Source organism: Bifidobacterium sp. W8114, from assembly GCF_016101165.1.
Taxonomy (GTDB): Bacteria; Actinomycetota; Actinomycetes; order Actinomycetales; family Bifidobacteriaceae; genus Bombiscardovia; species Bombiscardovia asteroides.
The window spans coordinates 207,793-223,089 of sequence record NZ_JACFRA010000004.1 but is presented as its reverse complement, the minus strand read 5'-3'; the positions used below and the strand labels follow the sequence as shown (position 1 = coordinate 223,089).

The window sequence follows — 15,297 nt, the reverse complement described above, 5'->3', positions numbered from 1 at the left end:
GATTCAGGGGCGAATCAGGGGTTTGCCGGATGTTATCTTCCGCGCAGATCGGCTATTCATATACATAGAGGTGGATAGCAGAATGTACGCACGAGGATGTGGCAGGTGAATGAAACATGACTTGGGCCTTGCGTGACCTGAAAGCCAATAGTGGCATCTGGGCTGGCGTCTTTATCGTTCTTGTGGTTACCCAAACCCTGCTCTGCGCCATGAGTGTGAGTATGGGAGTCAACAGCTATTACCAGGGTCTGTCGGTCAAGACCAGGGATCCTGCCAAGAGTCTGGCTTCGGCCCTGAGTCTGGTCTTCCTCACGGTCATTGTGCTCGGCTGCCTGGTGATCAAGCAGACACTGCAAGCATCAATTCGCCAACGTCGGCGAGGCCTGGCCCTTATCTCGCTGTTGGGAGCCACTCCTAAGCAGATCCTGCTACTTACACTTTTGCAGGTGATCATTCTGGTTCTGCCGGCCTCCCTTGTTGCCGTGGCTCTTTCACCTGCGCTGGCTGGAAGGATCCTCGATTGGTATTCCACCGGGATGCGAATGCCGGTACATTTTGCTTTTACCTGGCGCGGTTTTCCCAGGTCTGCCTCGACCGGTCTTGCGGTGGGATTGGCCACGGCCGTCTTGGCGACCATCCGGACATTGCGGGATTTGGGAAAGACGACACCTGTCCGGGTGGTGCGCCGTGCTGAGGAGAGCGAATCGATTGACCGGCCCCGACATGGACGTGGTCTTGTATCCCTTTTTCTTGGGCTGGCCTTGCTGCTGTTGCCGTTGCCTGTCTTTGCCTATCTTTCGCACAGCGGCTCTGGGCCCTTGGATCCTAAGCAAGTCCAGGCGGTCATAAGTGCCGTTGGAAGTGGACCGCTTTTCGCCATTCTCCTGCTTCTGATAGCCTTGGCTCGCGCTGGTGGGCCGGTTATAGGCAGGGCCACTCAACTCTGGACTGCTCTGGTGCCGTCATCGTCTGCCGTCTGGCGGATAGCGCGTTCACAGGCTGTGGTCAGGAGTCGAGACACTACATTCGGCTCAACAGTTATAGCTCTGACTGCCTGTATGTTTCTGGTTGGCGGTCTGTTGGCTGCTGGAGGCACCAGTACCATCGCCATGAACAAGGTACCGGGAATAGAGAATGTCACATCGGGAGGAACCCTGGAGTTGCTCTATGGTTTCTGGGCAGCGCTGCTGGTCGCCCTGGTCGGCGTGATCGCGGGGTTCGCTATCGCCGCTCGGGATCGTGACCTCGATCTGGCGCTCCTGTCAATCGCTGGGGCAAAACCGCAGCAGCTTACTGCTATATCCACATTGGACGGCACCATCGTGATGACTACAGGCATTATCATCGCAGCAGGCGGCACCGGACTGGTCGGACTGAGCACAGCTATGGTCTACTGGCCCCTTATACACAGTCTGTCCGTAGTTTTTCCTTGGCAGTTTTTCCTTATCTGCGGGTTGCCGATCATCGTCGTCGGGTCGCTGGCGACCATGCTGACGGCGCGGCCTGCATTGAGACGCTCGCCCATAGCTATTCTGCAAGGCGCTATAGGCGAATGATCGGTTGTGAGCTTTAATTGTTGGGTCCGCGATGTGTAATTGAGTGGTCTTGCCAAGCACTGATTTCGTCAGTCGCTGTTTGTGAAATATACATCAACGGGCAATTCCTTGTCGTATTGACCGACACGGTCAATACGACAAGTACATGCTGGATGCTCAGAGATGGGTCTCGTCTTTATGACAAGTCAATCTTTAAGCGGTTCAGCACGCGATTATCTATGTATCTATGAAGTGGATAAAATTTCGAGCAAACTAGCGGTTTGATTGCAGTGATTCGAGTCAGTCGGGATCATCATCGATTGCCGAGACTTTCACTGATGTTACAGTGTTTGGTCATGGCTCCCGGTGGTCATCAAGGTAAGAATCATTCGATTCTTATCGCGCTTGTACACGAGCAGCCAGTCCGCGTCGACATGCAGCTCCTCGTATTTAGACCAGTGTCCTTTCAATCGGTGATTTCGGTATTTTCGTTTAAGCAGTGATGCATTGTAGTCAGCCAAGTCGTCAAGTACCTGATCAAGCCTGCTCAAGTCGAAATGCTTCCTTTTGATTTTCTTGACATCACGCAGGAATTTTTGCGTATATGCAAACTTATACATGATGGATGATGTCTTTCATGTTCTCTACATCACCCGCGTGAGTGACCGGTGAAGCCTCGGCTTCCTCCATTTCCCTGTCAAATTTGGAAAGTTGGGAGCGGAATGGAAGTCCTCCTTCGCGCAGCGACTGAGAGAGAAACATGTTAATAGCCGTGCCGAGATCAAGGCCTAAATCTTCGAAAAGCTGTGAGGCTCGACGCTTCATATCCTCGCTGGTTCGAATTTGAATTCTCGCTGTCTCTTTCATTACTTTCACCCGCTCCAATTGCTCTATTAGTCTCCTCTAGCTCCAAAATTATACCATTAATTCTCCAGGTGGAGTTATCTTGGAGTCATTTTAACTCTGCTAATAAAGAAACGAGGAAGACCTTTGATTCATGAAGAAGGTTGTTGACAATGTGATGCACTAAGTAATCCGGAAAGATGGATTCTTGAACCGTAGAACGGCATGAAAAGAGCCAGCCGAGTTGCCTCGGCCGGCCCTTGTCTTGTGGAGCTGCGGGGAATTGAACCCCGGTCCGGTGACCGCACCCTCAGTCTTCTACGTGCGTAGTCTGCTGGCCTTTGTGGCTATCTGTCTGCCCCCACCTGTGTCGCAGACAACCGGTGGCGGGCATAGCCGCAGTAAAAGTCCCCGAACCGCCCTGTGGCGCAGCAGTTCAGGCAAGTCTTCTTAATGACGCTCAGCATCCCCCCGAAGGCGAAGGGGAGTGAACGGAGCAGCTGCTCACTGGTTAATCCTGGCGCGAAGCTCAGGCAGCGAGAGCGAACTCAGTGCGGTTAGATTTAGCACTTGTTGTTTGCGGGAGGACATTAACGAGCGGACCCCCGCGTTCTCGGCACGCTTCCCTGCGACGAACAGGTCACCGTCGAAACCGATCAGCCCCAATCTTGAATTATCAAGCTCCGCTGGCGCCGATTCGGGCCAGCCTCGTCAGTATACAACAGATGGACGCTGCGGATATTCCCGCTTCTCCCTCGGCATTGACTCCAATTTTGGTCAAGCCACAGAGCCCAGTCGGTTGGTGGCATAGTCACTGAAGGCGTGTACCTCCTCCACGTCCTCGTGGAAGGCCTCCCGCTTGGTGTCGTTGAAGAGGAAGATGTTGAAGCGAGGCATGTCATCACCGGCAAAGGGGATGAAGCACAGGCCATCGCCAGGGTGTACGCCGGCCGAGGTGATCAGGCTGCAGACCAGGCCGGATGTGGTTACCATTTTCAGTGTTTCCACGTCGGAGACCTCAATCAGGTGGCTGACTGGCTCAGACAGATGAATCAGTCGTTCCGCTGCCTGGGCATGGACGAAATCGCGGTTTAGGGTGGCGAAGGGGACGTCCCCGGGAAGCATGGACAGATCCTCGGGGTGCAGGCTGGTCATTCCTGCCATACCCAATCGTTCGGCCATGGACTGGGTGCAGACCATGCCGAAGGGGAAGGAGGCCAGCCTGGTCGTCTCCACGCCATCCACGCTCAGCGACTCGTCGACGCTGGCCACCGCCCCGTAGTCCACGCGGTGGTTCTCTATCTGGCTCAGCAGCTTTTGGGATCCTATGGTTTCCACGGTCGTGTTCTTGTCTGGTTCGCACTGCTCTTGCTGCCCTTGTCCGGAGCTCAGCAACGATGAGATGATGGGTGGCAGACCGATGGTACGCCGTCGAATCCCGGGCCGCGCAGCCAAGGCTTCGGGCAGGGTGTTGATCAGATCCAGGGCCTGGCTGACATGATCCACCACTGTTTTTCCAGCCTGGGTGAGCTGTGTGCCATCACCTGCACCGAAACGTTGCCTCCGGACCAGCTTGGTTCCCAGACGCTTTTCCAGTCTTCTGATGGCCTGCGAGACCGCAGGCTGGGAGATGCTTGCCTCCAACGCGACATCGGTGAAACTGCCGTACCGGGCCAGCATGGTAAGCAGCTCGAGGTCGCGGACATTATCCATATAGGTCATGAGCCGCTTCCCTTGATTGGTGCTCATATTATTGCTTATCCGTCAACTTTGGCGAAAGACTACTTACCACTACACTATCATTATCGGCTGAATTTAAGAAGATTGACCCTTGAGAATATTGACCTGGCCTGACTCATGATGAGGGTCCGGTCGCCACGATCATCGGTTATCAATCGTGTCGACCGGACCCCAATCTCAATCTCGCAATATGCGAGGGAGCGGGTTTCGCTCAGGCATCGTAGTGCCACTGGGCCTTGGCCACGGCGGCGTCCACATCCTCAATCGGCTCCCGGTTCAGACCCTCTTGGACCGCCTGTGCAGCCACAGCAGTGGCCACCCGGCGTGAGATCTCCTTGAGGTCGGCCACCGGCGGCAACACAGCGGTTCCGGGCTTGTCCACGTCGATCATGTCGGAGATGGCGTAGGCTGCGGCCAAGAGCATCCCTTTGGTGACCAGCCGTGCCTTGGCGACGATGGCCCCGAAGCAGATGCCGGGATACATGAGGGCGTTGTTGCCCTGTCCGATGGAATAGGTGACCCCCTGGTAGTCAACAGGCTTTGAGGGCGTGCCGGTGATGACGAAGCCGCGGCCGTGGGTCCAGGCGATCACGTCGGCAGCCTTGGCCTCGGCCAGTTCCGTGGGGTTGGAGATGGGGCAGATCAGCGGCCGCTCCACATGCTTGGCCATGGCCTCAACAACATCCTGGTCGAAGGCCCCGGCTCTGGTTGAGGTGCCGATGAGCACCGTGGGTTGGAAGGCGTCGACGACCTGTGCCAGCGAGGTCTTGTCGGTGACTGAGGCGAACTCATACGGCTTGCGTGCATAACGGGTCTGGCCCTCGGTCAGATCATCCTGACCCTGCTCGATCAGACCCTGACGATCGAAGAGCAGAACCCTGCTGCGTGCAGTCTCTGAATCCATGCCCTGGCGGATGATCAGGTCGTCCACAATCTGGTCGGCGATGCCCACACCGGCGGTCCCTGCGCCAAAGACCATGATCCTGGTGTCCTTGGGGTCGGCTCCGGCGATTTTTCTGGCAGCGATCAGAGCGGCCAGGACGGTCACGCCGGTGCCCTGAATGTCGTCGTTCAGGGTCAGGATTCGGTCCTGGTAGCGCTTGAGGACGGGTGCCGCCTCAGGCCTGCCGAAGTCCTCCCAGTGGATCAGCGCCTGCGGGTAGCGCTGCAGGACCTGCTGGACGAAGTCATCGATGAAGTCGTCGTAGCGCTTGCCTCTGACCCTGGCGAAGTGGTTGCCCACGTAGTCGGGATTGTCCAGAAGGGCCTGGCGGTTGGTGCCGACATCCACCATTACCGGCAGAACGCGCGAGGGATCGATGTTGGCGGCGGCGGTGTAGACCGCCAGCTTGCCCGTCAGAATCTCAGCACCTTGTGCGCCCCAGTCGCCGATGCCGAGAATGCCTTCCGCGTCGGTGCAGACCACCAGGTCGATGGGTCGGTCGCCGGCGTATTGGTCCAGGGCGTCACCGATTCCTTCGGGGTGATCGATCGAGATGTAGGCCACGTCGCTGCCCGAATAGAACTCGTCGTAGCGTTGGATGGATTGTGCCACGGTGGGTGCGTAGACAATGGGCATGTACTCGGTCAGGTGCTTGTCCATGCTCCTGTAGAAGAGCCGACGGTCGGTGCGGCAGATGCTCATCAGATAGAGTCGTTTGTCCAGATCGGTGGGCTGGGCCAGGAAGCGGCGGTAAACGATGCGCTCGCGTTGTTCCTCATCCTGCACGGCAGCAGGCAGCAGCCCGTCCAGCTTTAGCTCGCGCCGCTGCTCATAGTCGAATCCCAGTCCCCGGTTGGTATAGGAATCGTTGATGGTATCGAATCCTGTCATGGTCTCACTTGTCCTTCACGATCGGGGCCGGCCGCGTTGCCGGACCTCTGCAATCAGCCTAGGAAAGCCCTTGGCGGCCCGGCAAATAAGCATCGTCTATATGCAGTTAAAGGCCTATTGCCGGTCCTTGGTGGGTCTGGGAGGTCATAGACAGTCGGCAGTTATGGTGCCCCCTCATATAGGCAGCGCTTATTTGTCGCCCCTACCGCCTGCCGCATAGCATAAGTCCACATGAGCATGCCGACGAAGAGGTCGGCGATTTCCGGGCAGTTATACGCCGGATCATGAGCGAAGGAGCAATGATGGGTGAAACAGTACGAACGGGTGAGGGCAGGGGAGACCCCCAGACAGGGGCCAAACAGCCTTTCAATACGGGCCAACTGGTCAAGGCTCTGATCTGTGTGGCGGTAGGGCTGGTCATCTTCCTCATACCGCCTCCCAAGGGGTTGACTCCCCAGGGCATGCACATGCTGGGAGTCTTCGTGGGCACCATTCTAGGGCTGATTCTGCAGCCTCTGCCCACATCAGCAGTGGCCATCATCGGCATGACCGTGGGGATGCTGACCGGGGCCCTGGATCCCAAGAAGGCGGCTTTCAACGGACTGGGCAGCGCCTCGATTTGGTTGATTGTGGCGGCCTTCTTCATTGCCCAGGGATTCGTATCCACCGGACTGGGCCGCAGGATCGCCCTGGTCTTTCTGTCCAGATTAGGCAAGTCCAGTCTGGGCATAGCCTACGGGCTCTCGGCCGCCGACCTGGTCCTGGCTCCGGCCACCCCGTCAAACACGGCTCGTCTGGGCGGTATCCTTTTCCCGATCATCACCTCCATCAGCGATGTGCAGGGTTCAAAGCCGGACACTGATGAGTCCCGGCGACGCATCGGCGCTTACCTGGCAATCACAGCCAACAATGTCAACGCCATCACATCGGCCATGTTCCTGACGGCTATGGCTGCCGGCCCGGTCGTGGGACAGCTGGCCCAGAAGTTCCACGTGGACATCGGGTGGGGGACCTGGGCCCTGGCGGGCATCGTGCCCGGCCTGATCTGCCTGATTCTCATTCCCGCCTTGATTTACCGCATTTTCCCGCCCACCCTGAGGAACGTGCCCCAGGCTCAGGAGGACGCCAAGGATGAACTCAAGGGACTTGGCCCTCTGAGCATGCACGAGTGGATCATGGCCGTGACCTTCCTGGTCATGCTGGTCCTCTGGGCGACAAGCTCGGTGATACATATCAATTCCACCACTGTTGCCTTCCTGGGCGTGGCTGTGCTGCTGTGCACCAAGATCATCACCTGGCAGGACATGGTGGCCAACAAGTCGGCCTGGTCCACACTGATCTTCTTCGGTGTCCTGGTAGGCATGGCGGAACCCCTGAACACCTTGGGCGTCACCACCTGGGCAGGGGAGATCATCGCCGGACTGGTCAAGGGCATGCCCTGGGTGCTGGTCCTGGTCATTCTGACGGTCTTCTACTTCTTCATCCACTACATGTTCGCTTCTGAGCTGGCTCAGGTCGCGGCCATATACACGCTCTTCGTCAGCGTGGCAGTGGCTGCCGGGGTCCCTGCGATGCCCGCAGCGCTGATGCTGGGATGCGCCAGCGGTCTGATCGGAGCCATGACCCATTACGCCTCCGGACCGGCGGCATTGATTTACGGTGCCGGATACGTCAAGACCTCTGAGTTCCTGCGGATCGGCCTGATTTGCGGACTGGTGACTGTGGCCATCTTCCTGACCGTGGGTCTGGGCTGGTGGCGCCTCATCGGTATCTGGTAAATTTCGGATTCCGTAGATATAAGACTGGTGCAGATATAAGTTTGGTCCCGTACAGTCGACAGTTCGTCCGGGCGGGACCAAATCATGTTCAAAGCTGGTGGATCATTTACCCTGCTGGCCCAGGTAGTCGGGGATATGCTCGGGATATTCGGGCCAGGCGCCCTGCTGGGTGCAGACGAATGCGGCGGTGTTGACGGCAGCTCGGTGGGCCTGGGTCAGGGATGCTCCCAGCAGGCGGTTGATGGCGAAGGTGCCGGAGAAGGCGTCGCCGGCTCCGACCGTGTCGGCTACGGTGATTTCAGGCGTCGGCAGGTGGGAGGACTGGCCGTCCGCCAGGTAGATCGTGCTGTAGTCGCTGCCGGCGGTCAGCACGATGGTGTCAAGGTGCCACTGCTCCATGAACCAGCGGCAGAGCTCGTCGTCCGTGGCCCCGGGAACGTGGAACATGTCACGCAGGGTGACCAGCTCCTCGTCGTTGAGTTTGAAGACCGTGGCCATGTCCAGCAGCTCCTGGATCAGATCCTTGCTGTAGAAGGTGCTGCGCAGGTTAATGTCGAAGAAGCGCATGGCATGGCTCTTGGTGTGACGCAGGACCTGCAGGCAGGTCTCGCGGGACTGGCTGCTGCGCATGCCCAACGTGCCGTAGCAGACCGCGTCGGCCCTGCTGGCAAGCCCGGCCAGGCCATCCGTGTATTCCAGATGATCCCAGGCCACATCAGGCTTGAAGACGTACTGGGGGATGCCCTCGGTCAGCTGGACCTCGACAGTGCTGGTGGGGTGGTCGTTGTGCTGCAGGACGGCATCGACCCCGGCCTTGTGAACAGCCTCCTCAAGCTCGCGGCCCAGGTCGTCACGTCCCACGGCGCTGATGGCATAGCCTTCCGCCCCGTTCTTTGCGGCGTGGTAGCTGAAGTTGACCGGTGCGCCACCGGCCCGTTTGCCTGTTGGCAGGACGTCCCAGAGGATTTCCCCGATGCTGAGGACCACAGGTTTACTGGTCATGGTGTTCCTTTCCTGACGACAGGCGATGTGCCCGCCTAATGCTTGTTGATTTCACAGTTGAGCGGCCCATGCTGGCCGGATGTTCCAGAAATTGGCTGGCAGCCACCGCGGCTGCCCCTGTCAGCGTGGCATCGGCTGGAAGGCGGGAGAGCAGAATCCTCGTGTGCTCGCGCAGGCCGGGTAGGGCGCGCTGGGATACCATGGTCCGAACTCGTTCCAGCAGTCGGGTACCGGCGTCGGCCACCATGTCTCCGATGACGATTTGGGCCGGGTTGTAGGCGTTGACGATGGTCACGCAGCCATAGCCCACGTAGTCGGCTATCTGATCCACCAGGGTCCGGGCGACCTGCTGACCTGAGCGGGCCTGGTCAAACAGGCTTGAGCAGGCCTTGGCGTGGGTCATGGCCTCGACTCCAGGGAAGTGATCCCGCATATCCGGCTTGCACATGCGGCGGTGGATTGCTACCGCCGAGCAGTAGCATTCCAGGCAGCCTCGGTTGCCGCACTCGCATGGCAGGCCGTTCAAATCGATGCTGACGTGGCCGATTTCTGTGGCCGCTCCCTGGCTGCCGTCAACCAGCGAGCCTCTGTCGATGACTCCTAATCCCACGCCTTCGCCCACCAGGAAGTAGGCCATGCTGGATGCGTTCACTCGGGGATCGAAGAGACTTTGCGCCAGCGCGCCGGCTCGGGCATCCTGCTCGATAAAGGTGGGTACACGGAAGGCCTGGCCGAATTCGTGGATAAAGTCCACCCCACGCCAGCCGGGCATGCTGGTGACCAGGGCGATGCGGCCGGTCTCGCGCAGGTAGGGTCCCGGTACGGCCATGCCCACGGCCACGATGGTGGGATTTGAATCCAATCGTCTTCCCACTCGCGTTCTGACCTCAGCTACTACGCCGGGGATGTCATCGGGGTCGACGGGGGGCATCTCCTCGGAGTCCAGCAGACGGCCGCTGATGTCGAACAGTCCGATACTGACCATGCTGCGGGCGAACTTGACTCCGATGACCTGGTAGCGGTCGGCGTTCAAGGCCAGGCCGATGGATCGACGGCCGCCCTCTGAGTCCATACTGCCGGTCTCGCTGATCAGACCCAGGCCGATCAGGCGGGCCACCAGCTTGCCTACAGCCGCCGGCGTCAGGTTGAGTTCCCGGGCCATCTGGGCTCGCGAACTGGTTCCGTGCTGGTGCAGATATTGGACGATGCGTGACTGGTTGAGTTCGGAGAGGGCCTTTGGTGTGCTGGCGTATGGGCTGCCTCGCATGTCAACCTCCTCCTTGAGTGCTACCGTCACGCTAACTTTGCGCACTTTATGAACAACGTTTATATATTAACATCGTTTAGTATTCTTGCGCAACTGATTCGATGCCGGTAAGGAACCGATAAGGGATCGCCGTCGGCGTTTGTCATAGGTCTGTAGCCGTAGGTGGGTTTGCTCTGTGGAGGTGGGGTGTGGCAACGAAGGGGGTATCGACAGAGTCGATGTAGGTTGTGCCGCCGTGAAGGGCATTATCGAACCCAAGACGTCAAAGGGTTTGATGGTTCGTATGCAGGTGGTCGACTGTCGACCTTCTAATGCTCAGCCCCATACAATTTCGTAGGCTTTTGACCGGGCGCATGCGCAGTGGTGCAGACGGATCGATTGGCCCGCGCGGGCGGACCTTTGTGGCTTGAGATCAAAGCTTCAGACGGTAGTCATCAGGGCTGTCGTCCAGATTCGATTCATGTGCCCGTGCAAGCGTCATCTATATAATTTAACGAATTGACAAAATCAATCCCTCCCTCTACCCTTGATGTTCAGGAGGCAGGAACTGATTTCCTCCCCTGTGAACGCCGTAAAGGCAAATGCAATAGGCAAAGGAGCATTTCGGATGGGTCTGTGGGACGTTGACAAGATCGAATACGTGGGTCGCCAGGGCGTCAAGGAAGGCCTGGGCTTCCGTTACTACGACAAGAACAAGGTGGTGGCCGGCAAGCCCATGAAGGACTGGCTGCGCTTCGCTGTGGCCTGGTGGCACACCTTCAACCAGGGTCTGGTGGATCCCTTCGGCGATCCCACTGCGCAGAGGCCCTATTATCGCTACACCGATCCCATGGATCAGGCGCTGGCCAAGGTGGATTACGCCTTCGAGCTCTTCACCAAACTGGGGGTCGAGTTCTTCTGCTTCCACGACCGTGACCTGGCTCCCGAGGGTGACACCCTGCGCGAGACCGATGCCAATCTTGACAAGGTGATCGACCGCATCGAGGCCGCCATGAAGGACACCGGAGTCAAGCTGCTCTGGAACACCTCCTCGCTCTTCACCAACCCCCGCTTCGAGGCCGGTGCCGGTACCTCGCCCTTCGCTGACATCTATGCATACTCGGCAGGCCAGCTCAAGCACAGCCTGGAGATCGGCAAGCGGCTCGGTGCTGAGAACTACGTCTTCTGGGGTGGCCGTGAGGGTTACGAATCCTTGTGGAACACCCGCATGAAGGAGGAGCAGGACCATATGGCCGCCCTCTTCCACATGTGCGTGGACTACGCCAAGGAGATCGGATTCGATGCTCAGTTCCTGATCGAGCCCAAGCCCAAGGAGCCCACCCTCCATCAGTACGATTACGACGCGGCCACCACCATCAACTTCCTGCGCACCTACGACCTGCAGGACAACTTCAAGCTCAACATTGAGGGCAACCACGCCAACCTGGCCATGCATACCTATCAGCATGAGGTCCGCGTGGCTCGCGAGGCCGGATTCCTGGGATCCCTGGATGCCAACCAGGGCGACAAGCTGATCGGCTGGGACATGGACGAGTTCCCTTCGGACCTCTACGATGCCACCGCCGTCATGTGGGAGGTGCTGGCCAACGGGAGCATCGGGCCCCGTGGAGGCCTGAACTTCGATGCCAAGCCGCGCCGCTCCTCCTTCCTGCCTGAGGACCTCTTCAGGACCCACATCGTGGGCATGGACACCTATGCCGCTGGTCTTCTGGTCGCTGCCAAGATGCATGAGGACGGCTACATCGAGCAGCTGCAGCAGGAGCGCTACTCCTCCTTCGAATCCGGCATCGGCTCGACGGTAAAGGACGGTACGGCCACGCTGGCCTCCCTGGAAGAGTACAGCCTTGACAAGCCGCAGGCCGAACTGATCGCCGCCGACAAGTCCGACCATCTTGAAGTGGTCAAGGCCACCATCAACAACTACATCGTCGAGGCTCTGGCCCAGGCCTGAGGATAAGAACATTCTGTTTTCGTCCCCGTGCGATGCTGCTGGCACCGCACGGGGACGAATCATTTATTGAGACCGTGCGCCTGCAGGTTGTCGATGAGCCAGGACCAATCGTAAGGGCCTTTATAACGTTGGATAAATTCGAGAACAGTGGGAATGCCGGGTGCGCTAAGGGCGCCTCCCGGGGTCTGCACTGAGTAGGCGGATGCCGCTGTCGCCAACTCCATGCAATGGCGCAATGGCCATGACCATGTAAAGGCTGTCATTAAAGCGGCTGCAAAAATGTCGCCGGCGCCGGTGGGATCCTTTGCTTCCACGGAAGGGGCCGGGACTTCGATGAAGCCGGTCGGGTCAGAGGCGGAAGATCCCAGGCCGCCGCGCGTGATGACAGCCGTTGATACATATTCACGTAGCATTTTCAGAGCACCTGCTGTCGTTTTCTGACCAGTGAAGTGTCTTGCTTCGGTTTCGTTCATCAGCAGGACATCGACTCCTCTGGCGGATTCGAGGATCTGCCTAGGCCAGCGGCCGGAGGAATCCCATCCGACGCCGCCGAATATGATTGTGCCCTGGTCTCGTAGGGGCTGTGACCAGGTGGGCAATCCTTCAGAGAGGCTGACGAAGAGCGTTCTGGTCAGTTTACCGGCAGGCCAATCCAGGGCAAGCGCTGAACGGTCATAGGTGACAAACGCGCGATCATTGCCAGTGCTGATAGCCACTGAGACCGGATTGCGGTATGCCGCGCTGGTGGTGCACAGATCAAGATTGAGATGGTCAACCTTTTGGAGGGTTTTGAACAATAAAGTCGACAATTGATCGTGTCCGCGGTTGGTGAGCAGACCGGATTCGGATCCAAGTCTTGCGGCAGCCACGGCCCTGTTGGCTGCACCCCCCGGAGAGATGGTCAGGTTGCCGGCCATTACTTCGGTCCCAGGCTGTGGGAAATCAACATCCGAAAAAACCAGATCCAGGTAGGTTTTCCCGGCAATCACTACGTCGAAGATCTTCGGACTGGCTTTATCGATCATCGTCTCATTGTTGATTCTGCTCATGTTTGCTCATTCTAGATAGAAACACTCAAAATGAGCAAACTTTGTCAAATCCTGTCATTTCATGTATGGTGAAGTCATGCTTTTGGATGAACGCCGTCAACGGATTCTCGATCAGCTGGCCGAGCATGGACAGTCAGTCAAGGACTTGTCACATGGTCTTGGGGTCAGTGAATCCACTATCAGAAGGGACCTCACATTCCTGGAGCAGGATGGCCGCCTCAAGCGCAAATATGGCGGTGCGATGCTGACCCAGGGCAACAGGGCCGACATCACTGACTCCGGCAAGCAGGACCGCGTCGTCGAGGCGACTGATGCGCAGATGCAACTTTGGGAACGCATGGCCAAGGCTGCTGCTGACATGGTTCAGGACGGCTCGGTCATCATCTTGGATGTGGCCCCTGAAGCGGCTTTGATTGCACGCAATCTGCGCGGACACAAGGTGACCATCATCACATCGAATCTGGCCGTACTTGATCAGGTTCGTGATGATGAAGCAGTTGACCTGGTGCTCATAGGCGGTGCGGTGCGGCACCATCATAACAGTCTGGTCGGCCCGCTGGCTGAACGGATGATCGCCGATGTTGCAGCTGACTTGATGTTTCTTTGCTGCACCGGTGTGCGGGGGAATGCCGTGGTGGACAACATGGCGGTCGAAGCCCCGATACGTCAAGGTTTCATAAAGGCGTCCCAGCAAATAGTCCTGTTGGCGGATGAATCCAAATTCCCTGGAACCGGAAGTTTCAAACTGTGCTCATTGACTGATTTGGATGCTCTCATCACGACTTCGGGGTCCGGCAAGGGAATGCAAGACAGTTTTGCCAAGGAAGGCAAGAAGGTGGTGGTCGTATGAAATTAACGATTCTTGGTGGCGGAGGCTTCCGTACGCCGTTCATCTGGCAGGCATTGATCAGGGATCAAGGCGAACCGCGCGTGGATGAGCTGGCTCTGTATGACACAAGCCAGTCGCGTATGGATACGATGGTGAACATCATGCGTGTCCAGGCCCAGGGCTTCGACCACAAGCCTGGAATCCGCACATACACGGAGCTTGAGCCGGCCCTGAGCGGTGCCGATTTTATTTTTGCTGCGATTCGTGAGGGAGGTCTCCAGGCCAGATGCTGCGATGAACATGTGGCTTTGGATCTGGGCCTGCTGGGGCAGGAAACCACTGGGCCCGGCGGGCTCGCATACGCCATGCGCACTGTGCCGGTTATGCTGCGGATGGCCCGTATGGCTGCCAGGGTCTGCCCTGACGCATACTTTTTGAACTTCACCAACCCTGCTGGCATCATTACCGAGGCATTGCAAAGCGTATTGGGTGATCGTGTGGTCGGCATATGTGACACCCCATCCGGATTGGGCAGAAGAATAGCCGCGGCTTTGGGCCATGATCCAGAGGATGTCAGCATGGATTATGTCGGCCTCAACCATCTGGGTTGGATGCGTAGAGTGTTGGTCGGCGATCATGATCTGCTGCCGGACCTGCTTGCCGATGAGGAGAAGCTGTCGGGGCTGGAGGAGGCCAAGGTCTTCGACCCGGACTGGTTGCGGCAGTTGGGGATGATTCCCAATGAATATCTCTTCTACTACTACTGCGATAGAGATGCCGTCCGTCGTATCTTGGAGTCTCCCATGACCCGCGGCGACTTTCTGCTCAAGACCCAGACTCGTTTCTACAAACAAGCAGCCACGGCCGGGAACGAAGCCGACCGTATCTGGACCGATGCCTTGCAGGAACGTGGAGCCAGTTATATGGCTGAGGCTCTGGGAGGTGTACAAGGTGCCCCCACCAGCAACCGCAAAGAGGAGTTCGATCCTGCCCATTTGGGTTATGCAGGAGTGGCTCTGGGCGTTATGAATGCAATTAGTCGACATGAGCGTCGGGTCATGATTCTCAATGTGCGCAACAGGGGAACAATAGCTGGCCTACCCAATGATGCCGTTGTCGAGGTTCCCTCGCTTGTGGACTCGCACGGAATCCATCCTCTGAATGTGGGAGAGCAGCCCACAATGGACCAGATCGGCCTTATGCAACAGGTGCGTCAGTCGGAAAGGCATGCGGTTCGGGCTGGGATCGAGGGATCCCCCCATGAGGCTTTGCTGGCTTTCGCCTTGCATCCTCTCGTGCAGTCCGTTCCGTTGGCCAGAAAGCTGCTGGCCGGATATCGTCGTGAAATTCCTGAGATGAACGCCATTTTCGAGAAACGAGGATAAAAATGACCAACCAGTCTTCGGCCCGGGGCTAAGCGGGTCGGTACGCGGACGGGGATTTTTTGCGTCCCTCATGTGATGTATCGC

12 protein-coding genes and 1 other RNA gene are annotated in these 15,297 nt (G+C 58.0%); 5 read left to right on the top strand and 8 right to left on the bottom strand.

All coding sequences use genetic code 11. The features are described 5' to 3' along the window. Nucleotides 1–116: 116 nt before the first annotated feature. Nucleotides 117–1,556, top strand: coding sequence for an FtsX-like permease family protein (locus tag H3T89_RS07005; protein ID WP_198216621.1), 1,440 nt, complete (start codon nt 117–119; stop codon nt 1,554–1,556). A 320-nt stretch (nt 1,557–1,876) separates the two neighbouring features. Here H3T89_RS07005 and H3T89_RS07000 read toward each other — a convergent pair whose 3' ends face one another. The 5 genes from H3T89_RS07000 to H3T89_RS06980 all read right to left on the bottom strand — a co-directional run bounded on the left by H3T89_RS07000 (nt 1,877) and on the right by H3T89_RS06980 (nt 5,952). Further along, nucleotides 1,877–2,155, bottom strand: coding sequence for a type II toxin-antitoxin system RelE/ParE family toxin (locus H3T89_RS07000; RefSeq protein ID WP_015021574.1), 279 nt, complete (start codon nt 2,153–2,155; stop codon nt 1,877–1,879). Next, nucleotides 2,148–2,402 carry a type II toxin-antitoxin system RelB/DinJ family antitoxin gene (locus tag H3T89_RS06995; protein ID WP_015021575.1) on the bottom strand — a complete coding sequence of 85 codons (255 nt, stop codon included), beginning with the start codon at nt 2,400–2,402 and terminating at the stop codon, nt 2,148–2,150. Before H3T89_RS06995 ends, H3T89_RS07000 begins: the two co-directional genes overlap by 8 nt. Nucleotides 2,403–2,643: 241 nt before the next feature. Continuing rightward, nucleotides 2,644–3,042: a transfer-messenger RNA gene (gene ssrA / locus H3T89_RS06990) on the bottom strand. Nucleotides 3,043–3,155: 113 nt separating this feature from the next. Continuing rightward, the gene (locus H3T89_RS06985; RefSeq protein ID WP_198216620.1) at nt 3,156–4,100 is read right to left on the bottom strand and encodes a LysR family transcriptional regulator; all 945 of its coding nucleotides are present in this window, start codon (nt 4,098–4,100) and stop codon (nt 3,156–3,158) included. Nucleotides 4,101–4,329: 229 nt separating this feature from the next. Next, on the bottom strand, nt 4,330–5,952 hold the full coding sequence (locus H3T89_RS06980; RefSeq protein WP_198216619.1) for an NAD-dependent malic enzyme: 1,623 nt from the start codon (nt 5,950–5,952) through the stop codon (nt 4,330–4,332). Between the two features lie 302 nt (nt 5,953–6,254). Between H3T89_RS06980 and H3T89_RS06975 the strand changes: the two genes are divergently transcribed. Continuing rightward, nucleotides 6,255–7,730, top strand: coding sequence for a DASS family sodium-coupled anion symporter (locus tag H3T89_RS06975; protein WP_198216618.1), 1,476 nt, complete (start codon nt 6,255–6,257; stop codon nt 7,728–7,730). 102 nt (nt 7,731–7,832) lie between these two features. Here the strand turns inward: H3T89_RS06975 and H3T89_RS06970 are convergent, their stop codons facing one another. Together H3T89_RS06970 and H3T89_RS06965 are read right to left on the bottom strand one after the other, a co-directional pair. Continuing rightward, nucleotides 7,833–8,732, bottom strand: a complete 900-nt coding sequence (locus tag H3T89_RS06970) for a carbohydrate kinase family protein (RefSeq protein WP_198216617.1) — start codon at nt 8,730–8,732, stop codon at nt 7,833–7,835. Next, entirely contained in the window at nt 8,722–9,999 is a 1,278-nt protein-coding gene (locus tag H3T89_RS06965) for an ROK family transcriptional regulator (protein WP_198216680.1), read from the bottom strand. Before H3T89_RS06965 ends, H3T89_RS06970 begins: the two co-directional genes overlap by 11 nt. A 607-nt stretch (nt 10,000–10,606) precedes the next feature. Here H3T89_RS06965 and xylA point away from each other — a divergent pair. After that, nucleotides 10,607–11,950, top strand: a complete 1,344-nt coding sequence (gene xylA / locus H3T89_RS06960) for a xylose isomerase (protein ID WP_015021581.1) — start codon at nt 10,607–10,609, stop codon at nt 11,948–11,950. Between the two features lie 59 nt (nt 11,951–12,009). On the opposite strand, the gene H3T89_RS06955 is transcribed toward xylA, so the two are convergent. Then, nucleotides 12,010–12,999: a carbohydrate kinase family protein gene (locus tag H3T89_RS06955; RefSeq protein ID WP_198216616.1), complete on the bottom strand. Its 990-nt coding sequence runs from the start codon at nt 12,997–12,999 to the stop codon at nt 12,010–12,012. A 76-nt stretch (nt 13,000–13,075) separates the two neighbouring features. Between H3T89_RS06955 and H3T89_RS06950 the strand changes: the two genes are divergently transcribed. Both H3T89_RS06950 and H3T89_RS06945 read left to right on the top strand, forming a co-directional pair. After that, a complete protein-coding gene (locus H3T89_RS06950; protein ID WP_015021583.1) occupies nt 13,076–13,849 on the top strand; it encodes a DeoR/GlpR family DNA-binding transcription regulator in 774 nt (257 codons plus the stop codon). Continuing rightward, nucleotides 13,846–15,213 carry a 6-phospho-beta-glucosidase gene (locus H3T89_RS06945; protein ID WP_198203805.1) on the top strand — a complete coding sequence of 456 codons (1,368 nt, stop codon included), beginning with the start codon at nt 13,846–13,848 and terminating at the stop codon, nt 15,211–15,213. Before H3T89_RS06950 ends, H3T89_RS06945 begins: the two co-directional genes overlap by 4 nt. Nucleotides 15,214–15,297: the final 84 nt, after the last annotated feature.